The following is a 23,048-nucleotide window of genomic DNA, read 5'->3' on the forward strand; positions in this document are numbered from 1 at the left end:
GCCCCGTCAGGCTCACCACGCCACGGACGCGGATCCAGCCACCACCGGGCCTTGTAGATCTGCCCACCGTGCAGCTCGAAGGCGTGCTGCGGCCGGTACAGGTCCACCGTGTCCGTGCACCACGGGCAGGCGTTGCCCGGCTGGATGGCTGAGGTCACGACCTGGCCGGTGACCGGGTCGTCGCCAATGCTCGACGCTGTGCGGGTTGTTCGACGCGCCGATGTTCGCGGCCCAGCAGGAGTCGGTGCCCTGCGGGTAGGGCACGACCGCGGCCGGGCCGTAGGAGTCGGTGGTGAGCAGGTACTGCTGGGTGCCGAGGTGGCGCAGCTGGGCCTCGTCGGGCAGTCCCCAGGCGTTGGTCAGGTCGGCGAAGCCGCTGGCTGCCGTCGGTTTCCACGTCCAGCGTGTCTTGTCCGCGCCGAAGGCGGCGTCGGTCGCGCCGAGCACGTCGATCTGACGGCGTGAACACGAAGAGGAAGATCCGGCACACCTGTTCGAGAGAGTTCTCGAGGCCGGGAAACGGCTGGAACACTTCCCCCGCCACTATCAACGTATAACGCACCCCGGGGCTTGTGGCAAGACCCGGGTGATGCCGCACAATCACCATCCTGAAGCCGCGACCTGCGAAAACGCGGCAGAGATGGTGAAGGGGATCTGTGTCGGCTGAGGGGTACCAACAGGAATTGCAGTCCGAGCGCGACTACATCGCCGGGCTCTACACGCGGCTCGACGGGGAACGGGCGCGGGTGAAGGGCGAGCACGAGGCGGCGCTGGGGGAAAACGGCGGGACGCCCATGGAGCGCGACGTGCGCGTGCGTGCGCTGGGCAGGGAGGTGCGGCGGCTGGACGTGGTGGACAACGGCCTGTGTTTCGGCCGCCTGGACACGCTCGACGACGACGTGTCCTACATCGGCCGCATCGGGTTGTTCGACGAGGAGGACGAGTACCGGCCCGTGCTGCTCGACTGGCGGGCGCCCGCGGCGCGCCCGTTCTACACCGCGACCGGGGCGAACCCGGAGAACGTGTGCCGGCGGCGCCAGTTCCACACGCGCGGGCGGCGGGTCACCGAGTTCACCGACGAGGTGCTCGGCCGGCCCACGACCGGCGAGCACAGTGACGCCGACGCGGCGCTGCTGGCGGCCGTCAACGCGCCGCGCGGTGCGGGCATGCGCGACATCGTGGCGACGATCCAGGCCGAGCAGGACGAGATTATCCGGCTCGATCACCCCGGTGTGCTGGTGATCGAGGGCGGCCCGGGCACCGGGAAGACCGTGGTGGCGCTGCACCGCGTCGCCTACCTGCTCTACACGCAGCGCGAGCGGATGGAACGCCACGGCGCGCTGGTCGTCGGCCCGAACCCGGCGTTCCTGAACCACATCGGGCGAGTGCTGCCGTCACTGGGCGAGACGGACGTGGTGTTCACGACCACCGGCGGTTTCGTGCCCGGCCTGCACGTGAGCGCCGAGGACGCGCCGGAGGCGGCGCGGCTGAAGGGCGAGCTGAAGATCCTCGACGTGCTGGCGGCCGCGATCGCCGACCGGCAGCGGACGCCCCAGGAACCGGTGCCGATCACGGTCGGCGACGTCACCGTGCGGATCGACGCCGAGACCGCGCAGTGGGCCATCGAGGAAGCGCGCGCGAGCGGCCTGCCGCACAACGAGGCGCGCGACGTGTTCACCGAGATCGTCACCTACGTGCTCACCGAGCGCGCGATCACCCGGATCGGCCGCGGCTGGCTGGGCCGTGACGACCGAGAGGAACGCGACGACCTCAAACGCACCCTGCTCAAGGACCTCGCCGGCAACCCGCGGTTCGCCGCCGCCGTCGACGAGCTGTGGCCGATCCTCACGCCGCAGGGCCTGCTCGCGTCGCTCTACGAGTCTCCCGAACGGCTGCGCGCGGCCGGCGCCGACGAGGTGCTGCTGCGCGCAGACGGCGAAGCGTGGACGGTGTCGGACGTGCCGCTGCTCGACGAACTCGTCGACCTGCTCGGCCGCGACAAGGCCGCCGACGCCCGGGCCTCGCAGGCGGCCGAGCGGGAACGCAAGACCCAGGCCGCCTACGCCGCCGACGTGCTCGATTCGCTCATCGAACGCGAGGACCTCAACGACGACGTCGGCCTGCTCGCCAAGGACCTGCTCTACGCCGAGGACCTCGCCGACCGCTTCGTGGAACGCGACACCCGCGACCTCGTCGAACGCGCCGCGGCCGACCGCGACTGGACCTACCGCCACGTGGTGGTCGACGAGGCCCAGGAACTGTCCGAAATGGACTGGCGCGTGCTGATGCGCCGCTGCCCGAACCGCTCCTTCACCGTCGTCGGCGACCTCGCGCAACGCCGCTCGGCCGCCGGGGCGACGTCGTGGGCCTCGATGCTGGAGCGCTACGTGAGCGACCGCTGGGTGTACCGCTCCCTCACGGTCAACTACCGCACGCCCGCGGAGATCATGAGCGTCGCGGCCGCGGTGCTGGCCGGGTTCGCGCCGGGGATCCGGCCGCCGGAGTCGGTGCGCGCGAACGGGGTGCAGCCGTGGTCCCGGCATGTCACCGAGGCCGAGCTACCCGCGGCGGTGGAGGCGTTCGTGCGGGAGGAGGCCGGACGCGAGGGCACCAGCGTCGTGATCGGGCCCCCGGACGTGGCGGGCGCAGTGCCGGCCGCGGAGACGAAGGGGTTGGAGTTCGACTCCGTGCTCGTCGTGGATCCGGACCGCATCCTCGACGATGGTCCCCGGGGCGCTGCCGAGCTGTACGTCGCGCTCACCCGCGCGACGCAGCGCCTCGGTGTTCTGCACCGCGCTCCATTGCCAGCGGCGTTGTCGGGGCTCACCGAAACGGCGGCGTCACCGCTGCTCCAAGCGAGTCGAGAGCCCTCGCGCCCGTAACGTTTCCGGGCTGATCGCGCGACCTCAATACGGCAAAGCAGACACGAAGGGGGACGTGATGCGCGCTCTTGTCATGACCGGTGCGGCCAGTCTGCTGTCCTTGGCCGTCGCCGCGCCGGTGTCCGGCGTACCGGAGCAGTGGTCGACCGAGCCGTTCACCGCGTCGGTCGCGATCAGGGCCGGCGACGTGAACGGCGACGGCAAGGACGACCTCGTCCGCTACAACATCAACTGGTGCACCGTGATGCTGTCGTCCGGATCCGGCTTCCAGCCGGGGCAAGACTGGGGCGGGTGCCGAAGCGGCGCCAACGACAGCAGCTACTACGCGTACTTCATCGGCGACGTCGACAACGATGGCCGCGCGGACGCCATCACCGTGCGGCCGAACGCGATTTCGAGCCCGCGCGTGCGTGGTCTCTTCGTGGCGAGGTCGATCACCGACAACCACGGCGTGGAACGGTTCGGGACGCCCACGCAGTGGCTGGACAACACCATCGCCGGCGACGAAGGGAGCCTGGCGGCCGACTTGGAGGGCGACGGTGACACGGACGTGATCGGCTTGTTCACCGGCGTCCCGCCACTGGCTGCCAGATCGAACGGCACCGCGACGCTGCCATTGATCGCGTGGGGCCCGCCGCTGCGCGGAGAGAAGGCGACACTGTCGGCGGACGCGACCGGCGACGGCCAGGCCGACTTCATCCTCGTCGACTCGGGCGGCACGCGCGTGGTGCCCGGCACCGCGAACCGCTGGTTCGACACCCCGGCGCAGTGGTCGACGACCGCGTTCCACGGCACCAGGAAAACCTTCACCGCGGACATCGACGCCGACGGCAAAGCGGACCTCATCGCCGTCAACGACACCGATGTGCAGGTCATGCGCTCCACCGGGGCCGGCTATTCCGCACCCGAACTGTGGTATTCGGACTCGTTCTCCGGCACGAAGGAGACCCTCACCGCAGACGTGGATGGCGACGGCGACGCAGACCTCGTCGCGGTGAACGACAACGACGTCCAGGTGTTGCGCTCGCAGTAGACTCCCGTTCCGGGCCGAGGGCCGGCTTTCGGGCGGTGAAGGCCGCCGGGGCTTCACCGCCCGTCGCGCGCTGGCCTCATGCGGCGGGCGAAGCGACTTCACCCAGGCTCTGGCGGTACTCGAACGCCTCGGGTTCGTCCTGGTAGTCGAGAAGGTTCCCGGCGAGATCGTGCAGGAGCGCCTTGACCTCCGCCGGGGTGCACCGGAAGTACTCCCTGCGCCGGTTGACCCGGTTCAGCCGCCGGTCCTCGAGTTTGGTGTGGAGCTGCTGCTCGATCCGCACGGCGTCGTGCGAGAAGAACAGCGCGTGCACGTCGAACCGGAAGGGCACCGACGCGTCGCCGAGTTCGCGCACCCGGTCCATCGGCTCGAGCCGGCGGGTCATCCCGATCTTGACGACGTCAGGTCCGAACGAGCCGATGTTGCTGATCACGTAGACGTAGCCCGCGCGAATGTTGGCCTGCCGTTCTTCGATACCGGTCAGCGCGGCCTCGATTTCGGCGAGCTTCCGCTCGAGATCGGCCGCGCCCTCCAGATCGCCCTTCGCTCGCAGGGCCGCGATGGCGTTGCGGTAGTGCCCCTGCTCCTTGAGCAGCCGTTCCTGCTCGCGGCGGTACTCCTGCAGCGCCTTCTGCTCTTCCCGCAGAGCCGCACGTCGCTCGCGTTCGTCTTCCTTCTCCTGCTGCTTCTTCGCCAAGTAGTCGGCGGTGAGCTCGAGTTCCCGGATCTTCATCGCGTGGTAGCCGGGGTTGACCCGGATCGAAGCCATCGCCCCGAGCTTCTCGATCGTCCGAACAGCGGTCTCCAGCCGCTTGATCGCGGACGCGAGATTGCCCGCCTTGAGCACGCGGACGCAGTTCTCGGCCTCGGCGTTGTAGGCCCTGAGCATGAGCTTCGACAGATCTCCGACGAACTTGCGCCCCTGAGCCAGCGAGTTGTTGTAGTGGAAACTGTTCGACGCTTCGACGGCGGATTTCGCCCGGGTCATGTCTTTCATGGCGGCCTTCAGCCGTTCGAGCTCGGCCTTGTAGGCCTCGGCGTCCGAAAGCACGTGCCGGTACTGGTAGACGCCCACCTCCTGCATCAGCCGGGCGTCATCGGTCTCGACCACCTCGACCCGAAGGGCTGAGAGCTGCGCCTGCAGCCGGTTGAACTCGGCGTTCATGGCCGACGTCTGCTGCTGATAGCGGGCTTGCTCGGCGTGGAGCAGCTGCGTCTGAGCCGCGATTTCCTGCTGGATGGCGACCGAACCGAGCGCGCCCAGCCGCTGGAGCTCGCCGCGCAAATACAGGACCTCGCGCTGCGCCGCTTCGAGTTCTTCCTGCCGCTTCCGCCCACCGAACACCGACGCCTCCCCGGAGATCACCCTGCGTCAGGCAGAGTCGCCCAGGGATTCCGGTTCGTTACGGCACGGCTCGAGCGGCGCACGGCAGCCGCTAACGACCCTCCAGCAACACCCCGACCGCCAGCTCGAAAACCTCCCGCAGCTGCCCGAACAGTGGAGGCCCGCTCGGCGGGGTGATCTGCGCCGTGATGGACACCGCGATGCCGCCGCGGCCGTCGGGTGTGGCGGCGGTGAACTGGGTGTAGCCGAGGGTGTTGCCGGTGTGGCCGTAGACGCGGCCGTAGCGGGTGTCGTAGCGGAAGAGGGCCAGGCCGGCCGCGTTCGTGCCCGGGCCGGGTGGTTCGGACCCGCCTCGCCGGAACTGGAGCTGGGCGTCGCGGGTTTTGCGGTCGATCAGGGCGCCGCCGACGTAGCCGCGGATGAAGCGCGCCAGGTCGGCCGGTGTGGACACCACGCCGCCGGAGGCCCAGCTCCAGCCGGCGGCGACGGTGGTCGTCACGTCTTCGGGCGGGCCCGCGACGGTGGTGTCGTAGCCGTGCAGCGCCGGTTCCGGCAGGTCCGGACCACGCGGGAGGCTCGTGTCACCCAGCCCCAGCGGCTGCAGCACGCGCTGGCGGAGCACGTCCTCGTACCGCCGGCCGGTGACCGCCTCGCACATCAGCGCGACGAGAATGTTGTCGGAGTTCGAATACGCGTAGCGGCTGCCGGGGCGGAACAGCAGGTCGGGATCGGGGGCGTACGACAGCAATTCCCGCGGCGGTGGCGGATCGTGCAGGTTCGCGACCAGCGCGTCGCGGAAAACGTTGGTGCCGCTGAAATCGGGGATGCCGCTCGTGTGCCCGAGCAGCTGGCGCACGGTCGCGGCCGACCACTCGCGGGGCATCCCGCGCACCGTGCGGCCCACCGTGGTGTCGAGCGACAGCCGGCCGCTGCTCACGAGGGAGAGCGCCGTCGCGCCGCTGAACGCCTTGGCCACGCTCGCCACCCGCATGCGGTGGTCCGCGCGCGGGGAGCGGTGGGCACCGAGCCGGGGAACTCCCGCCGTGTAGAGGGAAGTGCCCGACCCGCGGCCGATCGCGACGACGACCGCCGGCGGGCCGTGCGGGCTCTCGTGCAGCCGCCGGATCGCCGAGCGCAGCGAGTCCTCCACGCGCGGGCGCCCGGTGGCCGTGGCCGGGGCGGCCGTCCACACGAGACCGCCCGCGGCGGCGAACGTGGCTTGGGCGAGAATCGCGCGCCGGGACATCACCATCGCACCACGGTAGCCGCGGGAAATGCGCAGCCCTAACGTTTCTTCGTCGCCCGGAAATCGTCACGACGGAGAATCGTTTCCTCTTGCCCCGGTGCGCATTCCGCGCGTTCACGCACCCGGCGGTGAATTACGGGCCGGGCCGGCGGCGCGCTTCCCCGCGCACCGGCGGCCCGGACACCGCTCACGCCATCTCGGGCACGTTCAGGTGCGCGATGGCGAGGTCGAACTCGCGGACGTCGAGCCGTTCGGCGCCGGCTTCCCGCAGGGTGGCCGCGCGCAGCGAGTTGGCCTTCTCGGCGGTGCGGCCCAGCGCCTCGGCGCTGTCGTAGCCGATCGAGGCCACGCACCGGCCGCTCGTGCGGTCGACCAGCAGGCTCGCACTGCAGAACCCGTCGAACTCGGCGAGCGCCGGCAGCGTGGTCATCTTGAACACGTCGACGACGGCGTCCACTTGCTCGGGCGCCACCTTCAGCCACGTTCCCCGCACCGCCGCGCCGGCACCGGAATGGTGATCACGGTGCAGCAGCGCGATCTCCCACTCCTCCACCTGCGGTGGCCCGCCGAACATGTCGGCGACCTGCTGCCGCAGCACGGTCATCGCCTGCGCGCTCTCATGCATGAACTCGGCCGAGCGCCACGCCGTGGTCACGATCGTGCGGCTGTCCTTCCGGCCGAGGAGCATCGACAGTCCCACGTTCCCCTCGGTGGCCAGCGCCGCGGGCATGACGGTGTCGCGCACGTAGGCGACCGCGTCGTCCAGCGACGCCGGCTTCAGCTGGATCGTCGTGCTGCGAGCGAACACGATCCACCTCCCGCCGGTCGTGGCGGCGCCCCGGTGACGCCACCGGTCCCCTCACCCTCCCCCCGGGCGCGGCGGGTCACAACGCCCCGAATTTCACGGCACCCGGGTCAGAACGCGGCGGTGCCGTTCGGCGTGCCGAGACCGGTCGGGCCGTCGTAGCCCGCGCCGGCGGTGCACAGGTACGAACCACCACAGGAGCCGTTGCTGCCGGAGGTCACGTCGAACAGGCCAGCAGGGTGCGCGTACGGCTGCGCGGCGGCCGTGACGGAGTTCCCGGCCAGCGCGTACACCGACGCGACGACCGGCGACGACAGGCTCGTGCCACCGACCTGCACCCAGCCGTCGGCGCCCTGCGCGAGCCCGAGCGTCAGCAGCAGGTCGCACACCGCCCCGCCGCCGCAACTGTTGTACGTGTCGTACACGCCGAGCCCGGTCTTCGGGTCGGCCACCGCGGCCACGTCGGCGACAGTCCGCTTCGCACACGCGGTGTCGTGTTGCCACGCGGGTTTCGGCTCGAGCGCGGAGCACCCGCTGCCGCTGCCCGACCACGTCGTCTCCGCCCAGCCGCGCGAGGTGCCGGCGGCCTTCTTCAGTGTCGTGCCGCCGACCGCCGTCACGTAGGGCGACGACGCGGGCCAGCTCACGCCGTAGCCGGCATCGCCGGACGACGCGGTGATGGCGATGCCGGGGTGGTCGAGGTGGGTGTCGGCGGCGGTGATCGTCGGGTCCTCGGCGCCGCCGTAGCTGTTGGAGATCGCCACGACGCCGGGGGTCGCGGCGGCCGTGTCGACGGCCGTCATCAGCGGGTCGGTGTCCGGGGAATCGGCTTCCACCAACAGGATGCGGCAGTCGGGGCACGTCGCGGACACGGCGTCGAGGTCGAGGCTGATCTCCTCCGCCCAGCCGTAGTCCGGTGCCGGCAGCGGGCTCGCCGCGCCGTGCTGGTTGACCTTGCGGAAGCAGCCGTCGGCCGATGTGCACGGCGCCAGCCCCCGCGCGGCGCGGTAGGTCGCGAGGTCGCTCTCGGCGGTCGGGGCGTCCATGGCGTCGACGATCGCAACGGTGCGGCCGTTCGCGTGCCGGCCGCCGAGGCCGTAGGCGGCCTGGATCTCGGCCGGTCCGTAGCCGACCGGCGTCGCCGCGACCAACGGTCCCGGCCCGTCCGGCGACTTGATCGCCTTGCCCAGGCAGTGCAGGCGGGCCTGCGCGCACCCGAAGTCGACGAAGCCGCCGCTCAGCAGCGGCGCGGCGTTCGCCGTGGTCGTGGTGGCCGCCGCCAGGGGAACGGCGAGCGTCACCGCCACGAGCACACGGGCCAGGTTCTTGAGTCGCGACACTGCGGCCTCCTTGATCACGCTGAGACAGCGAATGGTCGCATGTAACTCGTTCCGGGTCACCCGTCCGAATGAGGGAAAGTTCCACACCTCCGTTTCGGTTTGGCCCGCCTCCACCAGCATTGGTCCAGACAACTGTTACCAAGGCGTGACGCGCAGGCCGCCGACCGGCGGCTACTTTGTTGTGACTCACAACAAATCCGTGTCTGTGAATCACCGACGGAGGTGCCACGGCGTGAACCGGACCTTGGACCGCAGCTCCCGATCCAGCAGTTCCCGATCCGACGGCGCGCGATGGCGGAGGGCACTCGCCACGGCCGCGCTCCTGGCAGGGGCCGGGCTGGTCGCCGCTCCCCCGGCCTCGGCCGCCGGCGACTACACCCAGGCCGCGGCGGCGGCCGGCGCACAGCAGGTGCAGCTCACCTTCACCCCTGCCGACCCGGCCCGCTACGTCGACGTGCACTACACGGGCGTGCCCGGCGTCGGGCAGCAGAACGTGCGCATGACCGAGGGCGGCGGGACCTGGCGCACCACCGTCGGCGGGCTCGGCAGCGGCAGCGTGCTCGACTACTGGTTCACCTACGAGAAGAACGGGCCGCAGTTCGACACCCCGCACTTCACGTTCACCCAGGGCGGCGGCACGCAGGCCGGCTGCCCGGCACAGCCCGACGTGCCGGACTTCGGTCCGAACGTGCGGATCTTCGACCCGAACATGCCCGCCGCCACGATCCAGGCGCAGCTCGACGCCGACTTCAACGCGCAGAAGGACACGCAGACCGCGCAGTTCGCCGACCGCCGCGTGGCGCACCTGTTCAAGCCCGGCACCTACGCCGTGCACGACGACGTCGGCTTCTACACCTCCGTCGCGGGCCTCGGGCGCAACCCCGACGACGTGACGATCAACGGTGACATCACAGTTGACGCGTTCAACGCCTCCGACCAGGGCGTGGCGCTGCAGAACTTCTGGCGCTCGGCCGAGAACATGGCCGTGAACCCTTCCAGCGGCGACGACCGGTGGGCCGTGGCGCAGGCCGCGCCGTTCCGCCGGATGGACATCCGCGGCGGGCTGCAGCTCTACCCGGCCAGCTTCGGCTTCGCCAGCGGCGGCTACGTCGCCGACACCCGCGTGTCCGGGCAGACCGCGTCGATCTCGCAGCAGCAGTGGTACACGCGCGACTCGGCCTTCGGCAGCTGGGACGGCGGCGTGTGGAACATGGTCTTCTCCGGCACCACCGGCGCCCCGGCGAACACCTTCCCGAACCCGCCCGAGACGACGCTGGCCACCACGCCCGTCTCGCGCGACGTGCCCTACCTCTACCTCGACGGCGCGAACTACCGCGTGTTCCTGCCAGCCCTGCGCACCAACGCGTCCGGCCCGAGCTGGGCCGCCGGCTCCACCCCGGGGACGTCGCTGCCGATGAGCCAGTTCCGCGTGGTCAAGCCCGGTGACACCGCGGCGTCGATCAACAGCTCGCTGGCCGCGGGCTGCAACCTGTTCTTCACCCCCGGCGTGTACCACCTCGACCAGACGTTGAACGTCACGCGCGCCGACACCGTCGTGCTCGGCATCGGCTACCCGACCGTGGTGCCCGACAACGGCGTCGACGCCATGCACGTCGCGGACGTCGACGGCGTCCGGGTGAAGGGCCTGCTCTTCGACGCCGGCACCACGAACTCGCAGTCGCTGCTGACCGTCGGCACGGCCGGGTCGCACGTCGACCACGCGGCGGACCCGACGACGCTGCAGGACGTGTTCTTCCGCGTCGGCGGTGAGCTCGCGGGCAAGGCCACCACGAGCCTGGTCGTGAACAGCGACGACACGATCATCGACCACACCTGGGCGTGGCGCGCCGACCACGGCAATCCCGGCACGGTCGGCTGGACCAGCAACACCGCCGACACCGGGGTGCTGGTCAACGGCGACGACGTGCTCGCGACCGGCCTGTTCGTGGAGCACTACCAGAAGTACCAGGTGATCTGGAACGGCCAGCGCGGGCGGACGATCTTCTTCCAGAACGAGATGCCCTACGACGTGCCGGACCAGGCGTCGTGGAACGCGCCCTCGGGCGTCGCCGGGTACGCGGCCTACAAGGTCGGGGCGAACGTGACCTCCCACGAGGCGTGGGGCCTGGGCAGCTACTGCTTCTTCGACACCAACCCCGCCGTGTCGAGCTATCACGCGTTCGAAGTGCCGAACACGCCCGGCGTGCGGTTGCACAGCCTGCTCACGGTGTCGCTGAACACCCGCGGCAGCATCACGCACGTCGTCAACGACACCGGCGCGGCGACACCGTCTGGCACGGCGCCGGTGAACGTGGTCAGCTACCCGTAGCGGCACGCGACGGGTACAAGAGGGCTCTTCGCCGGCGTCGCTCCGGCGAAGAGCCCTCTTGTTGTTCGTGGAAGCTCCGGCGGGTGTCGAAGTGCCCTTCGGCCGTTCGTGTAATGGGCGACGAGAGGGAAGGATCGAGCCATGAAGCAGTACTTGCTCAGCGTCTACCAGCCCGACGGACCCACGCCGTCGGCGAAACAGCTCGACACGATCGTGGACCGGCTGGACGCGCTCAACGCCGAGATGAAGGACGCCGGCGCGTGGGTGTTCTCCGGTGGCCTCCACGCGCCCGGTTCGGCGACGGTCGTGCGGGCCGAGGACGGTGATCTACTCACGACCGACGGCCCGTTCACCGAGGGCAAGGAGCACTTGGGCGGGTTCACGATCGTGCGCGCGCCGGACCTCGACGCCGCGCTCGGCTGGGCCGGGCGGATCGCCGAGATCACCACGCTGCCGGTGGAGGTCCGGCCGTTCCAGGGCGAGGCCTGAGCGTGTCCACTGTGGACGCTCTGGATCGGGTGTTCCGCGCCGAGTACGGGCGGACCGTGGCGGTGCTGGTGAAGGTGTTCGGGGACGTCGACGTCGCCGAGGAAGCGGTGCAGGAGGCCTTCGCGGTGGCGGCGAGCCGCTGGCCGGCCGACGGACTGCCACCGAGCCCCGCCGGATGGCTCGTGACCACGGCTCGTCGCCGGGCTCTGGATCGTTTGCGCCGCGAGTCCTCGCGCTCCGACCGGCACGCGCAGGCCGCGCTCCTGCACGCCGGCACGGAACCGGCTGAGGAGGGCCCGGTGCGTGACGAACGGCTCCGCCTCATCTTCACCTGCTGCCACCCGGCGCTCGCCCCGCACGCCCGGGTCGCGCTCACCCTGCGGCTGCTGGGCGGCCTGACGACGGGCGAGATCGCTCACGCGTTCCTCGTGCCGGAGCCCACGATGGCGCAGCGCGTCTCCCGCGCCAAGGCCAAGATCCGCGACGCCGGCATCCCCTACCGCGTCCCCGCCGACGCCGACCTGCCCGACCGCCTCGGCGCCGTGCTGGCCGTGGTGTACCTGATCTTCACCGAGGGCCACACGGCGACGTCCGGAGCCTCACTGGGCCGCCCCGACCTCGCGGCGGAGGCGATCCGGCTGGGGCGGGTGCTGGCTTCGCTGATGCCCGACGAGCCCGAGGTGCTGGGATTGCTGGCGCTGATGCTGCTGGTCGAGTCACGCCGTCCTGCTCGCACGGGTCCCGGCGGTGCGGTGGTGCTGCTGCCCGACCAGGACCGCGGTCTTTGGGATCGTGCCCTGGTTTCCGAAGGTCAGGACCTCGTGCGCCGCTGCCTACGCCGCGACCGGCCCGGGCCGTACCAGCTGCAGGCCGCCATCAACGCCGTCCACAGCGACTCTGCCACCGCCGGGGAGACCGACTGGCGGCAGATCGTGCAGCTGTACGACCACTTGCTGCTTCTGACGCCTACGCCGGTGGTCGCGCTGCACCGTGCGGTGGCCGTCGCGGAGGTCGACGGGCCGGGGGCGGCGCTGGCGCTGGCGGACTCCTTGGATCTGGACGGTTACCACCTGCTGCACGCCGTGCGGGCCGACCTGCTGGCGCGCGCCGGCCGGCGCGGCGAGGCGGTGGCCGCGTACGACCGGGCGGTGGAGCTCGCGGAGAACGCCGCCGAACGAGCCCTGCTGGAATGCAAGCGTGCCGCCCTCGCCGACACCTAGGCGGAGCGCGGCCGATCACCGGCGAGCACGAGGCGAATGACTGGCTTCGGGGCGGCCGCGAGCCCCGGCGCGCCGAGCGCTCAGCGTGGCGGACCGCGTGCAGCGCGGCTCGGCGCCAGGCCGCCGCCGTCATCGGGTCCACGAGCGGGCGGGCGCCCGGCACCGTCATCGGGTACGGGTCTGCCGCGGCGACCGTAACGTCCCACGCCGGCAAAGCGAGCTGGTAGGCCCAGGTGGCCTCGACGATGGTGCGGATGGCCTAGTCGCCGCCGGTCGTCAAAGCCGGAGCGAGGGCCGCGTGCGCCGCGGGCGTGAGGGTGCGGCCGGAGAGGAGGCGCTCGGCTTCGCGGCGCAGGCGGGTTTTCGCCGCGGGGACGGAGACGTCGTGGGCGGGGCTGTCGGCGTAGACGTCGCGGGCGAGGTCGCGGACGAGGGCCTGGCGGTCGGCGCCGGCGAGGACCTGTTCGACGAGCTCCGCGCGGGCGTCGGGGGTGCAGTAGATGCCGAGGTCGCGCACCACGTCAGCGGGGTCGCCGGCGGGGTGGACGAGGTTGAGCAGCGCGTAGCGGCCGTGTTCGGTGCGCAGCCGCCCCGGTTCGCGCGCGGCAGCGTCGCTGGGGCCGACGAGCTCGGTGAGGCGGACCGGCACGGGCAGGTCCGGCACGGGCAGGTCCGCGAGCGGGCCCTGGTCCCCGGCGGGGGCGACGACCAGCAGCAGCAGCGAGTCGGTGCAGCCGGCGCAGCGGTCGGCGATGCGGCGCAGCTGCGGGGTGGCCGTGTTCCACTGGAAGTACCACAGCGCCCGCAGGGTCACCGGGGTGAGCCGTACTCGGCGGGCGCCGACGACGCGGAAGCCGTTCTCCGCCAGCCAGTCCATTGTGGACATGATGCGGCGGGCGGCGATCGCGTCGGGTTTGAGCAGCAGCAACCCGTGGGCGCTGGCGAAGCGTCCGACGTCGCCGGTGAGGGTGCGCAGGTGCTCGAGCGACTCCTGGAAGTAGGTGTCGGCCGCGTACCGCGCGTGCTTGTCCGCGTCGCGGGTCAAGGCCTCGTGCGGCCGCTGTCCGTCCTTCTCGTGCCCGTTCATGGCATCCGCTCCCTTCCGGGTGGTGACCAATGTCCCAGCGCGGGACCGGGGAAAACCCCAGAGCCGGGCGCACTCGCTAGACTCGGGCGGCGATGCGACGATTCCGGTGGTGGTGGGGAGCCCTCGTCCTCGCCTGCGTGGCTGTGCTCGCGGGCTTCTTCGCGTTCTCCGGCCCCGGGCTCAAACCCGGCCAGCCGCTGCCGCGCAAAGGACCACCCGGCACGGGCCCGCTGACGGTTGTGGCGATCGGTGACAGCACCGTGTCCGGTGAGGGCGCCGGCGACTACACCCCCGACACCGACGGCCGCAACGGCGACTGGTGCCATCGCTCGGCCAACGCGTTCGTGCAGAAGGTCCGCATTCCGGACGTCACGGCGCGGGTGAACCTGGCGTGTTCGGGCGCGCCGGCGGAGCAGGTGTCGCTGGGCGGCGTGAAGCAGTGGGGTGAGCCGTCGCAGGCGCAGCAGCTGGCCGCGGTGGTGAAAAACCACCGGGTGGCCGCCGTGGTGATCGCGATCGGCGCCAACGACGACCCGAAGTTCTCCACCCAGGTGTCCGAGTGCTTCAAGGCGTGGTTCTCGGTGAGCGCGCCGTCGTGCAACCTGGCACTGCAGAAAACGTGGCAGTCCAAAGTGGACGCGATGGTGCCGAAGGTGGTCAACGCCGTCGGCGATGTGAAGAAGGTGCTGGCCCAGGCGGGTTACGTGCCGGCCGACTACCAGCTCGTGCTGCAGTCCTACGCCACGCCCGTCGCCACGGACGTTCCGCCGGGGTTGCAGAACCTCGACGGCTGCCCGTTTCGCACCGACGACCTGCAGTGGATCTCGACCACGGGCATCACCACGCTCTCGGCGGGTCTGAAGCAGGCCGCCGTGCAGTCCGGCGCGCGGTTCTTGGACCTGGCGCGCGCGGGTGAGCACCACGAGGCGTGCAGCGGCGGGGTGAACCCGGCTTCGGAGTGGTTCACGCGCCTGACGCTGCACCTGAGTGATCTGGGCCAAGTGGACCGGGCGCAGCACGCGTCGCAGGAGTCGTTCCACCCCAACGCCGCGGGGCACGCCGCGATCGCCGACTGCCTCTCGGAGTTCCTCGCCGGGCGTGACGAGCTCGCCGCGTGCCTTTCCGGGCCCGACGGCAAGCTCCACGCGGTGCCCGAGGTTGCCAACCGCTGAGCGGCGGCGCTAGAGGTCGAGCGCGGCCCGCAGTGCGACGTCGATCTGTTCCTGCACTTCCTGGTCGATCTCGGCGATGCGCTCGTCGAACCACGGCCGGTACAGCCGGGTCAGGTTGAGCGTGGACACCCAGTACCGCGCGTCGACCGCGACGCCCAGAATGTCCTGCGGGTCACGGTCGAGCAGTTCGGTGCCGAGCAGCCAGGGTCGCTCGGACTCGTTCACCCCGTCCGACGACAGGAGCACGACGGTGCGTTCCCGGGCCGGTTCGGTCGGCGGGTGGTACGTCCAGACTTCACCCCTGCGCACGCATGTCCTTTTCCGCCGCGGTCCGTTCCACCTCGTCCGCCTCGGCCGCCGGCGCGATCGGCGCCTGCTGCGGGGTGTAGCCCGTGCGCACCGCCTCCCGCCGGGCCGCCTTGGACAACCAGGACGAGACCGAGATCCCGTGCGCTTTCGCAGCTCGTTCGGCGAACTCGAGCGCACCACTGTCGAGAGAAAGGGTGACCTTACGTGTTGCCATACCTTTTATCGTACCAGCGGTCGGGCTTGGAGGCGCCACAGCGACGTCACCTCCCCGGCACGGGCGGCGTGAAGGGGGTCTTCGGTGGCAGCCGCCTTCGGGTGCCGTGGTGCAGTGTCGACGCGGCCGGCCACGCGTAGACCCGCGGCGCCGACGAGGTCCAGGAGTTCGGCACGGGTCCGGAGTCCGAGGCGCTCGGCCAGGTCCGAGAGGACGAGCCAGCCTTCCCCGCCGGGTTCGAGATGGGCGGTCAGGCCGGTGAGGAAACCCCGCAGCATGCGGCTGTCGGGATCGTAGACGCCTTTCTCCAGGTCGGACACCGGATGCGCGGGCAGCCACGGCGGGTTGCAGACCACGAGATCGGCTCGCCCCTCCGGGTACAGGCACGGTTCGGGCACGTGGATCCGGGCGGTGAGGCCCAGCCGGGTGGCGTTGCCGCGGGCGCACGCGAGGGCACGCGGATTGCTGTCAGTGGCCGTGACGCGGGCGATGCCGCGGCGCGCCAGCACGGCGGCGAGGACCCCGGTCCCCGTGCCGAGGTCGAACGCGGTGCGCGTCAGGGCGGGCAGGGGTGCCTGGGCCACGAGGTCGACGTACTCGCTTCGGGTCGGCGAGAACACCCCGTAGTGGGGATGGACGCGGGCGCCGAGAGCCGGGACGAAGACGCCGCGCTCGCGCCACTGGTGCGCACCCAGCACGCCGAGCAGCTCACGCAGGGCGAGCACGCCAGGGCCGGTCGCGGACCCGTACGCCTGGCGGCACGCCTCCCGGACGTCCGGAGCGCGCCGCAGGTCGAGGCGGTACTCGGCGTCCACGGCGACGAGCACCTGCCTCAATACCCGAGCGCGGTTCCGGCGCGCCCGGCGGTGGTTGCGGAAGGCCTCGGCCGGGTCGTCGACGGGGTGGGGGGCTCGCCGGTCCAGCCGGCGGCCCATGGCCGCGAGCAGCCGGCGGGCTTGGGGGAAGTCACCACGCCACAGCAGGGCCACGCCGGAGCGGGCCAGGTCGCAGGCGGTGGCGGCGCTGCAGCGGTCGTCGACCGGGACGATTCGCGACGGGGGCGGGAACGGGGGCATCTCGGGCTCCTCGTGATCGGACGTGCGGGTACACGGCGAGCACTTCGGGGCGCGAGCGAGGAACCCCCGGACCAGGCCGGGGGCTCGAGACGCGGAGAAAGGTCCGGCTATCGCCTCGGCGCCGAAGTGCGCGAGGAGCGATCGCCGAGCACCATGCCGAGTGTCACGAGAAGCCTTTCCGAGAGCCGATACGCGGGGCCGCAGCATGGCACTCGTGCACGGGTGACCGCCACCGGATTTCGGCCGTCCGAAACAGCGGTGGTGAACCCACCGGAACGGGAGCGTGCACGACTCCTCATCGCGACGATCTACACCGAGCCGGCCCAGGACGACTGGCACGACTGCGCCTACTGGGCGCCGTTGGTGGAAGGGCGGATCCTCGGGCTCGGCGTGGAAGCGCACGCGGTGCGCGGTGACTACGGCCGGGGAATGGATCCGGATGTGCTGCTCGGGCAGCGCAGCCCGCTGCGTCCACCCGACGTGGGCCTGGAGCTGTTCGACGAACGGCCGCGGGCGCCGCTGTGGCGAGGCTCGCGGGCCGAGGATCCGGTGGCGATCTCCGTGCGGGTCGAGCGGGAGAACGCGGGCTGGGGCGCGCCGCACGACGCGGTGGTGTGGGCAGACTGGCAGGTCCGGCGGCGGGAAGGGCTGACGCTGTCGGAAGCGGTGCGGTTCGATCTCGGGCAGTACTTCGAGGAGCTGATCCGCGCGGACGTCGACCGGTGGTGGGAGGACGTGCCGAGGCGGGTGGCGCGGCACGTGGTGTCGGTGCTGGACGACCGGCCCGCGGTTCTCGGGGAGTGGGGGTTCGGGTTGCTCGGCGGGCGGGGCTGGATGATCGGGTCGGACGGCGAGGTGGAGATCTCCGTCGTCGGACCCGGGGGCCGGCACTACCTCCAGTTCGGCTGCGATCCCCAGGGCGATCCCGATGCGGAGGCCGGCCGGATCCTCGACCGGCTCCGCGACACGCACCCCGAACGGCTGCCGGCGACGGTGCGCTCGACCGTGGTGTAGCGGCCGGTGGGTGGTGCTCTCCACACGGGAAAGCACCACCCACCGGCAGTCACAACGTCGGCGAACGCCCTTCGAACGGCGTCGACAGCACCACCGTCGTCCGGGTCGACACCTTCGCCGCTTCCCGGATCCGTCGCAGCAGGTCCTCCAGCCCCAGTGGCGAAGCGACGCGCACCAGCAGGATGTACGACTCGTCGCCGGCGACCGAGTAGCAGGACTCGATCTCCGTGATGTGCTGGATGCGCTGCGGGTAGTCGTCGGGGGCGGCCGGGTCGTTGGGGGTCAGCGAGATCAGCGCGGTGAGCGGGAGGCCGATCTGCTCGCCGTCGAGGCGGGCGGTGTAGCCGAGGATCACGCCGCGCTGTTCCAGCCGCCGCACGCGCTGGTGCACAGCCGACACCGACAGCCCCACGCGTTCGGCGAGGTCGGTGAAGCTGCGCCGGCCGTCGGCGGCGAGCTCCTGCACGATGGCCTGGTCGAGGGGCTCGAGGGGGCCGCTCATGCTTCGAGCACGACGAGGTCGTGCGGCCGCGTGTTCACGGCCTCGACGCCGGTCTCGGTGACCACGACGATGTCTTCGATGCGGGCGCCCCAGCGGCCCGGCTGGTAGATGCCCGGCTCGACGCTGAACGCCATGCCCGGCTCCAGCGGCAGCGTGTTGCCCGCGATGATGTAGGGCTCCTCGTGCACGTCGAGGCCGATGCCGTGGCCGGTGCGGTGGATGAAGAACTCGCCGAAGCCGGCGGCGTCGATCACGTCGCGCGCGGCGGCGTCGATGGACTCGGCCGTGGCGCCGGGGCGCACGGCGTCGACCGCGGCCTGCTGGGCCTGCTGCAGCACGGCGTAGGTCGAGGCGACGTCGGCGTCGCGCGGTTCGCCGACGGCGTAGGTGCGGGTGGAGTCGGAGTTGTAGCCCTCGGGCAGCGGGCCGCCGATGTCGACGACGACCACGTCGCCGCGCTCGATCACGCGGTCGGAGACATCGTGGTGGGGGCTGGCGCCGTTGGGGCCGGAGCCGACGATCACGAAGTCGGCCACCGTGTGGCCCTCCTCGACGATGGCGGCGGCGATGTCCGCGCCGACCTCGGCCTCGGTGCGCCCGGCGCGCAGCCACTCGCCCACGCGGGCGTGCACGCGGTCGATGGCGGCACCCGCGGCGCGCAGCGCGGCGATCTCGGCGGCGTCCTTGCGCATCCGCAGCTCGCGCACGACGGGACCGGCGAGGGTCTGCTCGGCGTCGCCGAGGGCGGCGCGCAGGGCGAGCACGTGCAGGGCCGGGGTGAAGTCGCTGACGGCGACGCGGCGGGCCTTGCCGAGCCGGTCGGCCACCAGCCGGTAGGCGTCGTCGCCGTCGACCCAGGTGAGGACCTCGACGCCGAGCTCGGCGGTGGGTACGTCGGCGTAGCCGGGCGCCTCCAGCTTGGGCACGACGAGCGCGGGCACGCCGTCGGCGGGCACCACGAGCGTGGTGAGGCGCTCGAACGAGCCGCCCGCCTGGCCGAGCAGGTAGCGCAAGTCGGAGCCGGGGGCGATGAGCAGGGCGTCGGTGTCCGCGGCGGCAGCCGCCTTCGCTGCGCGGTCGAGGCGGGCGCGGAGCGCGGCGGCGTCCGGGGCGGGCGTGTGGAGGGATCGGCGCGACATGCGGCTGAGCCTAGTACCGGCGCGCGGGGGCACCCGTCACCCGGGCAGGGCCGGAGTTTCGAACAGCGGCGGCAACGCCGTGAGCATCAACGCGGACCAGACCACGTGGGTCAGCAGCGGCGCCTGAATGCCGCCCGTGGCACGCCGTTGCAGCCCGAACAGCGTCCCCATCACGATCGACGCCAGCACGAGCGCCGGGTTGCGAGTGGCCACGGTGGACAGTGCGTAGGCCGCCGTCGAGGTCACCACCGGTGCGCGCGTCACCGAGCCTTGCAGTGCGCCGCGGAAGAAGACTTCCTCGGCGGCGCCGGTGATCAGTGTCGTCGCGTAGACGGCCGGACCCGAGCCGCGGTCGGCGTAGGCGAGCACGCCCGCGATCGCCCGCGACAACGGCGGGATGCGGCGGGCCACCAGTGCACAGCCGTAGAACACGCCGAACGCGCCGGCGGCGACCGTCACCGGCCCCGCGACCGGGTGGCGTGAGGTGCCCCGCGGCGGCGGTCCCGCGGCGAGCCCGCCCGCGATCCAGGTGGCGGCGACGGCGCCCGTGCGCCCGTGGAAGCGGGCCGAACCGGGAGGCGTCGAGAGCGACCAGCCGAGCAGCCAGGTGCCGGCCGCGGTGAGCAGCCCGAGCAGCGAGCGCCGCATCAGGCCGCCCGCACGCGCTCGGCCAGTGCCGCCAGGGCCGCGGAGTCGTAGTCCATGGGTTCGAACGGTACGACGTCGCGGATCGCGGGATCGCGCACGACCACCTCGTTGGCCATGGAGTCGATGAGCGTGCGGCCGGTGGCCACGTCGACGTCGGTCACGAGCGCGAGCCAGTACGACGACAGCCGCGGCGAGAGCAGCGGCACGGGCACGATGAGCGGGCTGCGGCCCTCGATCCGGGCCAGCCGCCTCAGCATGTCCAGGTAGGCCAGCTGTTCGCTGCCGCCGATCTCGAACGTCCGGCCTTCCGCGGCCTGCGAGTCGAGCACACCCACGAGGTAGCGCACGACGTCGGCGATCGCGATCGGCTGGGCGCGGGTGGCGGCCCAGCGCGGGGTGACCATCGCGGGCAGGTGCTCCACGAGCTGTCGGGTGATCTCCCACGAGATGCCGCCGTGGCCGATCACGATGCCGGCGCGCAGCACGGTCACCGGCACGCCGGTGCCGGCGAGCAGGTACTCGACCTGGCGGCGGCTGCGCAGGTGGGCGGACAGGTCGTCGGAGTCGTCGCCGAGGCCGCCGAGGTAGACGATGCGGCCGGTCCCGGCGGTGCGCGCGGCGAGGGCGAACGCGCGGGCCGCGGCGGCGTCCCGGCGTTCGAAGTCACGAGCGTCGAGGGAGTGCACGAGGTAGTAGGCGGCGTCGGTGCCCCGCAACGCGTTGTCGAGCGAGCGGGAGTCCTCGACGTCACCGTGCACCGCGGTGCCCGCGCCCGTGTATGCGGCCGGGTTGCGGGTCATCGCGAGCACGTCGTGCCCGCCGGCGGCCAGTGCCTCGGCGACTCGGCTCCCGACGAAACCGGACGCCCCGGTGACCAGTACGCGCACTCCCACTCCCCTTTTCTCACGGTGTCGATCAGGGGTACCCGGGACGGGGCGGTGGAAACCGGGCGGCGCGTCAGGCGGGGTACTGCGCGGGCAGACGTGGCAGGCTGGGCGCGTGACCGGACCACTCGCCCTCCTCGACTCCGCGAGCCTGTACTTCCGCTCGTACTACGCGCTGCCCGACTCGATGACCGCGCCCGACGGGACGCCGGTCAACGCCGTGCGCGGGTTCACCGACACGCTGGCGCGCATCCTCACCGACCGGCGCCCGTCACGGCTGGTGGCGTGCCTCGACGCGGACTGGCGGCCGAAGTTCCGCACCGACCTGCTGCCCAGCTACAAGGCGCACCGGGTCGCCGTGCCGGGGCACGGCGAGGGCGAGGCCGACGTGGAGGAGGTGCCCGACACGCTCACGCCGCAGGTGCCGGTGATCCTCGACGTGCTGGCCGCGTTCGGGTTCGCCACGGCCGAGGCCGCGGGCTACGAGGCCGACGACGTGATCGGTGCGCTGGCGACCCACGAGCAGGACGCGCCCGTCGAGGTCATCACCGGCGACCGCGACCTGTTCCAGCTCGTGCGCTCGACGCCGACGCCGACCTCGGTCGTGTACGTGGGCAAGGGCTGGGCGAAGGCCGAGGTGTTGGGGCAGGCCGAGATCGCCGAGCGCTACGGCGTGCCGGCCGGCCACGCGGGTCCCGCCTACGCCGACATGTCCGCGTTGCGCGGTGACCCGTCCGACGGGCTGCCCGGCGTGGCCGGTATCGGAGAGAAGACCGCGGCGAAGCTCATCACGCAGTTCGGGTCGCTGGAGGAGCTGATCTCGGCCTCGCAGTCGGGCGACTCGCGGCTGCCGCTGAAGACCCGGCTGCGGCTCAAGGACGCGGCCGACTACCTCGCCGTGGCCCCCACCGTGGTGCGGGTCGCCGTCGACGCGCCGGTGGTGCAGTCCGGGCCGGACGCCGTGCCGACGAGCCCCGCGGACCCGGACCGGGTCGCGGAGCTGGCCGAGCGGTGGAACCTGGGCCGCTCGGTCGAACGGCTCCTGGCGGCGCTGCCGAAGGCGTGAGCGCGGCTCAGAAGTACGTGCCGCACCACGGCCGTGTGCCGGTGGCGAACAGGGTGTCGGCACGGCCGAGCGCCGCCGGGTCGACCGCGGTGATCCGGCCGGCTTGCGCGAGCGTCGAGGCGCGCCACTCGCCGAGGTAGAGCATGGCGAGGCTGTCGGCGTCGAGGCGCAGGTCCGCATCGGCGTCGGTGCGTTCGGCGCCGTCGGGGCCGATGCGGTAGCGGCCGCGGTTGGCCGGCAGCAGCCGATCGTCCACTTCGAACACGACGGGTTCGCCCTGCCCGTAGGTGCGAGCGGCGAGCGCGCCGGCGACGTCGACCAGCCGCAGCCACAGGTCGTCTTCCACCTCGGTGGTGCGGGCGCGGCGCGGGTCGGTGAGCAGCACGGACAGCGGTTCGTCGAGCGGGCGGAAGCGGGAGCTCACGGTGGCGATGAGGTCGATCGAGAGCAGGAACCGCCACAGCGCGGCGATCGCCTCCGGGTTCGTGCCGTGCAGGTCGCGGACCTCCAGCAGCGGGCCGCGTTCGGGTTCGGCGACGGTGGACTGGTCCACGCTCGTGAACATCGCGAACGCGTCGTCCTCACCGTTCGGTCCGGTGTGGACAGCCACGCGATACCCGCCCTCACGGCTGAGGCGGCGGTTGAGGGCGACGGGCCACCAGACGTCAGGGCGCGCGATCATGCCCGGCCGGTGCAGCCCGATCCGTTGGTACAGCGCGGGAAGCTGCGCGCGGGCCTCGTCGGTGTCGAGCAGCCGGACGGCGCCGCCGGCTTCGGCGCCCTTACGCAGCCGCGCGGGGTGGTCGACGCGGACGGTGGCGCCGGAAGTGGCGATGCCGTAACCGAAGCGGCCGTAGATCACGGCTTCGCTGGCGTGCAGGCACGCAAGTGTGGTGCCGCGTTCGGCGAGGTCGTTCAGCTGCGCGCTCATCAACGCGGTGACGACGCCGCGGCGCGTCCAGTCGGCGCGCACGCCGACACCGTCGACCGCCGTCGCCGGCAGGAGCGCACCGCCGGGGACGGCGATCGTGGTGGCGAAACCGCTGGTGATCCCGATCGGACGGTCGTCGGCGAACGCGGCGAACTTGCCGGGCGCGGCCCAGGAATCGCCGATCTGCGCCCACACCTCGTCCGAGAGCAGGGGGCTGTGCAGTGCTTGCCCGAGCAGGTCGAAGGTGGGCCGGCGCTCGTCGTCGGTGATCGGGCGTACCACGAAGTCGGTCATGCCGCGATCCAACCAAGCCCGCG

The 23,048-nt window shown here is 71.9% G+C and carries 22 protein-coding genes; 8 read left to right on the forward strand and 14 right to left on the reverse strand.

What is annotated here, in order from left to right; all coding sequences use genetic code 11:
• Positions 1–12: 12 nt before the first annotated feature.
• Positions 13–447 carry a hypothetical protein gene (locus ABZU76_RS42205; RefSeq protein WP_354881126.1) on the reverse strand — a complete coding sequence of 145 codons (435 nt, stop codon included), beginning with the start codon at positions 445–447 and terminating at the stop codon, positions 13–15.
• A gap of 209 nt (positions 448–656) precedes the next feature.
• On the opposite strand from ABZU76_RS42205, the gene helR reads away from it, so the two are divergent.
• Both helR and ABZU76_RS42215 read left to right on the forward strand, forming a co-directional pair.
• A complete protein-coding gene (gene helR / locus ABZU76_RS42210) occupies positions 657–2,882 on the forward strand; it encodes an RNA polymerase recycling motor ATPase HelR (protein ID WP_354881129.1) in 2,226 nt (741 codons plus the stop codon).
• A 58-nt stretch (positions 2,883–2,940) separates the two neighbouring features.
• Positions 2,941–3,915 carry a VCBS repeat-containing protein gene (locus ABZU76_RS42215; protein WP_354881132.1) on the forward strand — a complete coding sequence of 325 codons (975 nt, stop codon included), beginning with the start codon at positions 2,941–2,943 and terminating at the stop codon, positions 3,913–3,915.
• A 76-nt stretch (positions 3,916–3,991) separates the two neighbouring features.
• On the opposite strand, the gene ABZU76_RS42220 is transcribed toward ABZU76_RS42215, so the two are convergent.
• The 4 genes from ABZU76_RS42220 to ABZU76_RS42235 form a co-directional block, all read right to left on the reverse strand.
• Complete coding sequence (locus ABZU76_RS42220) at positions 3,992–5,260, reverse strand: DUF4041 domain-containing protein (RefSeq protein WP_354881135.1); 1,269 nt, start codon at positions 5,258–5,260, stop codon at positions 3,992–3,994.
• Positions 5,261–5,351: 91 nt separating this feature from the next.
• Positions 5,352–6,512: a serine hydrolase domain-containing protein gene (locus ABZU76_RS42225; protein ID WP_354881138.1), complete on the reverse strand. Its 1,161-nt coding sequence runs from the start codon at positions 6,510–6,512 to the stop codon at positions 5,352–5,354.
• Positions 6,513–6,693: 181 nt separating this feature from the next.
• On the reverse strand, positions 6,694–7,314 hold the full coding sequence (locus tag ABZU76_RS42230) for a hypothetical protein (protein WP_354881140.1): 621 nt from the start codon (positions 7,312–7,314) through the stop codon (positions 6,694–6,696).
• Between the two features lie 107 nt (positions 7,315–7,421).
• Positions 7,422–8,651, reverse strand: a complete 1,230-nt coding sequence (locus ABZU76_RS42235) for a S8 family serine peptidase (RefSeq protein WP_354881143.1) — start codon at positions 8,649–8,651, stop codon at positions 7,422–7,424.
• A 232-nt stretch (positions 8,652–8,883) separates the two neighbouring features.
• Between ABZU76_RS42235 and ABZU76_RS42240 the strand changes: the two genes are divergently transcribed.
• The 3 genes from ABZU76_RS42240 to ABZU76_RS42250 all read left to right on the forward strand — a co-directional run bounded on the left by ABZU76_RS42240 (position 8,884) and on the right by ABZU76_RS42250 (position 12,689).
• A complete protein-coding gene (locus ABZU76_RS42240; RefSeq protein WP_354881146.1) occupies positions 8,884–10,980 on the forward strand; it encodes a hypothetical protein in 2,097 nt (698 codons plus the stop codon).
• 141 nt (positions 10,981–11,121) lie between these two features.
• Entirely contained in the window at positions 11,122–11,469 is a 348-nt protein-coding gene (locus ABZU76_RS42245; protein WP_220240751.1) for a YciI family protein, read from the forward strand.
• Positions 11,470–11,471: 2 nt separating this feature from the next.
• The gene (locus tag ABZU76_RS42250; RefSeq protein ID WP_354881149.1) at positions 11,472–12,689 is read left to right on the forward strand and encodes a sigma-70 family RNA polymerase sigma factor; all 1,218 of its coding nucleotides are present in this window, start codon (positions 11,472–11,474) and stop codon (positions 12,687–12,689) included.
• 259 nt (positions 12,690–12,948) lie between these two features.
• Here ABZU76_RS42250 and ABZU76_RS42255 read toward each other — a convergent pair whose 3' ends face one another.
• A complete protein-coding gene (locus ABZU76_RS42255; protein ID WP_354881152.1) occupies positions 12,949–13,776 on the reverse strand; it encodes a hypothetical protein in 828 nt (275 codons plus the stop codon).
• Positions 13,777–13,868: 92 nt separating this feature from the next.
• On the opposite strand from ABZU76_RS42255, the gene ABZU76_RS42260 reads away from it, so the two are divergent.
• On the forward strand, positions 13,869–14,948 hold the full coding sequence (locus tag ABZU76_RS42260) for a GDSL-type esterase/lipase family protein (RefSeq protein WP_354881155.1): 1,080 nt from the start codon (positions 13,869–13,871) through the stop codon (positions 14,946–14,948).
• A 9-nt stretch (positions 14,949–14,957) separates the two neighbouring features.
• Here the strand turns inward: ABZU76_RS42260 and ABZU76_RS42265 are convergent, their stop codons facing one another.
• The 3 genes from ABZU76_RS42265 to ABZU76_RS42275 are packed head-to-tail and all read right to left on the reverse strand — an operon-like array spanning position 14,958 to position 16,547.
• Positions 14,958–15,257, reverse strand: coding sequence for a hypothetical protein (locus ABZU76_RS42265; protein WP_220240755.1), 300 nt, complete (start codon positions 15,255–15,257; stop codon positions 14,958–14,960).
• Entirely contained in the window at positions 15,244–15,471 is a 228-nt protein-coding gene (locus tag ABZU76_RS42270) for a hypothetical protein (protein ID WP_220240756.1), read from the reverse strand. Before ABZU76_RS42270 ends, ABZU76_RS42265 begins: the two co-directional genes overlap by 14 nt.
• Before the next feature lie 5 nt (positions 15,472–15,476).
• Positions 15,477–16,547 carry a class I SAM-dependent methyltransferase gene (locus ABZU76_RS42275; RefSeq protein WP_354881159.1) on the reverse strand — a complete coding sequence of 357 codons (1,071 nt, stop codon included), beginning with the start codon at positions 16,545–16,547 and terminating at the stop codon, positions 15,477–15,479.
• Between the two features lie 261 nt (positions 16,548–16,808).
• Here ABZU76_RS42275 and ABZU76_RS42280 point away from each other — a divergent pair, with 261 nt between their 5' ends.
• Positions 16,809–17,561, forward strand: coding sequence for a hypothetical protein (locus ABZU76_RS42280; protein WP_354881162.1), 753 nt, complete (start codon positions 16,809–16,811; stop codon positions 17,559–17,561).
• A gap of 49 nt (positions 17,562–17,610) precedes the next feature.
• On the opposite strand, the gene ABZU76_RS42285 is transcribed toward ABZU76_RS42280, so the two are convergent.
• The 4 genes from ABZU76_RS42285 to ABZU76_RS42300 are packed head-to-tail and all read right to left on the reverse strand — an operon-like array spanning position 17,611 to position 20,737.
• A complete protein-coding gene (locus tag ABZU76_RS42285; protein ID WP_009078207.1) occupies positions 17,611–18,063 on the reverse strand; it encodes an Lrp/AsnC family transcriptional regulator in 453 nt (150 codons plus the stop codon).
• Positions 18,060–19,202 carry a Xaa-Pro peptidase family protein gene (locus tag ABZU76_RS42290; protein ID WP_220240758.1) on the reverse strand — a complete coding sequence of 381 codons (1,143 nt, stop codon included), beginning with the start codon at positions 19,200–19,202 and terminating at the stop codon, positions 18,060–18,062. The genes ABZU76_RS42285 and ABZU76_RS42290 overlap by 4 nt, the downstream gene beginning before the upstream one ends.
• Positions 19,203–19,238: 36 nt before the next feature.
• The gene (locus tag ABZU76_RS42295) at positions 19,239–19,850 is read right to left on the reverse strand and encodes a CPBP family intramembrane glutamic endopeptidase (RefSeq protein ID WP_354881166.1); all 612 of its coding nucleotides are present in this window, start codon (positions 19,848–19,850) and stop codon (positions 19,239–19,241) included.
• On the reverse strand, positions 19,850–20,737 hold the full coding sequence (locus tag ABZU76_RS42300; RefSeq protein ID WP_354881169.1) for an NAD(P)H-binding protein: 888 nt from the start codon (positions 20,735–20,737) through the stop codon (positions 19,850–19,852). Before ABZU76_RS42300 ends, ABZU76_RS42295 begins: the two co-directional genes overlap by 1 nt.
• A 112-nt stretch (positions 20,738–20,849) precedes the next feature.
• Here ABZU76_RS42300 and ABZU76_RS42305 point away from each other — a divergent pair, with 112 nt between their 5' ends.
• The gene (locus ABZU76_RS42305) at positions 20,850–21,800 is read left to right on the forward strand and encodes a 5'-3' exonuclease (RefSeq protein WP_354881172.1); all 951 of its coding nucleotides are present in this window, start codon (positions 20,850–20,852) and stop codon (positions 21,798–21,800) included.
• 7 nt (positions 21,801–21,807) lie between these two features.
• Here ABZU76_RS42305 and ABZU76_RS42310 read toward each other — a convergent pair whose 3' ends face one another.
• Positions 21,808–23,025, reverse strand: coding sequence for a GNAT family N-acetyltransferase (locus tag ABZU76_RS42310; protein WP_354881175.1), 1,218 nt, complete (start codon positions 23,023–23,025; stop codon positions 21,808–21,810).
• Positions 23,026–23,048: the final 23 nt, after the last annotated feature.

The organism is Amycolatopsis sp. NPDC005232, from assembly GCF_040607795.1.
Lineage (GTDB): Bacteria > Actinomycetota > Actinomycetes > Mycobacteriales > Pseudonocardiaceae > Amycolatopsis.

What these genes read in the sequence shown, in the direction of transcription:
- ABZU76_RS42310 (WP_354881175.1), bottom strand. Translation starts at nt 23,025, where the DNA reads ATGACCGACTTCGTGGTACGCCCGATCACCGACGACGAGCGCCGGCCC.
- ABZU76_RS42215 (WP_354881132.1), top strand. Translation starts at nt 2,941, where the DNA reads ATGCGCGCTCTTGTCATGACCGGTGCGGCCAGTCTGCTGTCCTTGGCC.
- ABZU76_RS42260 (WP_354881155.1), top strand. Translation starts at nt 13,869, where the DNA reads ATGCGACGATTCCGGTGGTGGTGGGGAGCCCTCGTCCTCGCCTGCGTG.
- ABZU76_RS42295 (WP_354881166.1), bottom strand. Translation starts at nt 19,850, where the DNA reads ATGCGGCGCTCGCTGCTCGGGCTGCTCACCGCGGCCGGCACCTGGCTG.
- ABZU76_RS42290 (WP_220240758.1), bottom strand. Translation starts at nt 19,202, where the DNA reads ATGTCGCGCCGATCCCTCCACACGCCCGCCCCGGACGCCGCCGCGCTC.
- ABZU76_RS42245 (WP_220240751.1), top strand. Translation starts at nt 11,122, where the DNA reads ATGAAGCAGTACTTGCTCAGCGTCTACCAGCCCGACGGACCCACGCCG.
- ABZU76_RS42275 (WP_354881159.1), bottom strand. Translation starts at nt 16,547, where the DNA reads ATGCCCCCGTTCCCGCCCCCGTCGCGAATCGTCCCGGTCGACGACCGC.
- ABZU76_RS42225 (WP_354881138.1), bottom strand. Translation starts at nt 6,512, where the DNA reads ATGGTGATGTCCCGGCGCGCGATTCTCGCCCAAGCCACGTTCGCCGCC.
- ABZU76_RS42285 (WP_009078207.1), bottom strand. Translation starts at nt 18,063, where the DNA reads ATGAGCGGCCCCCTCGAGCCCCTCGACCAGGCCATCGTGCAGGAGCTC.
- ABZU76_RS42270 (WP_220240756.1), bottom strand. Translation starts at nt 15,471, where the DNA reads ATGGCAACACGTAAGGTCACCCTTTCTCTCGACAGTGGTGCGCTCGAG.
- ABZU76_RS42255 (WP_354881152.1), bottom strand. Translation starts at nt 13,776, where the DNA reads ATGAACGGGCACGAGAAGGACGGACAGCGGCCGCACGAGGCCTTGACC.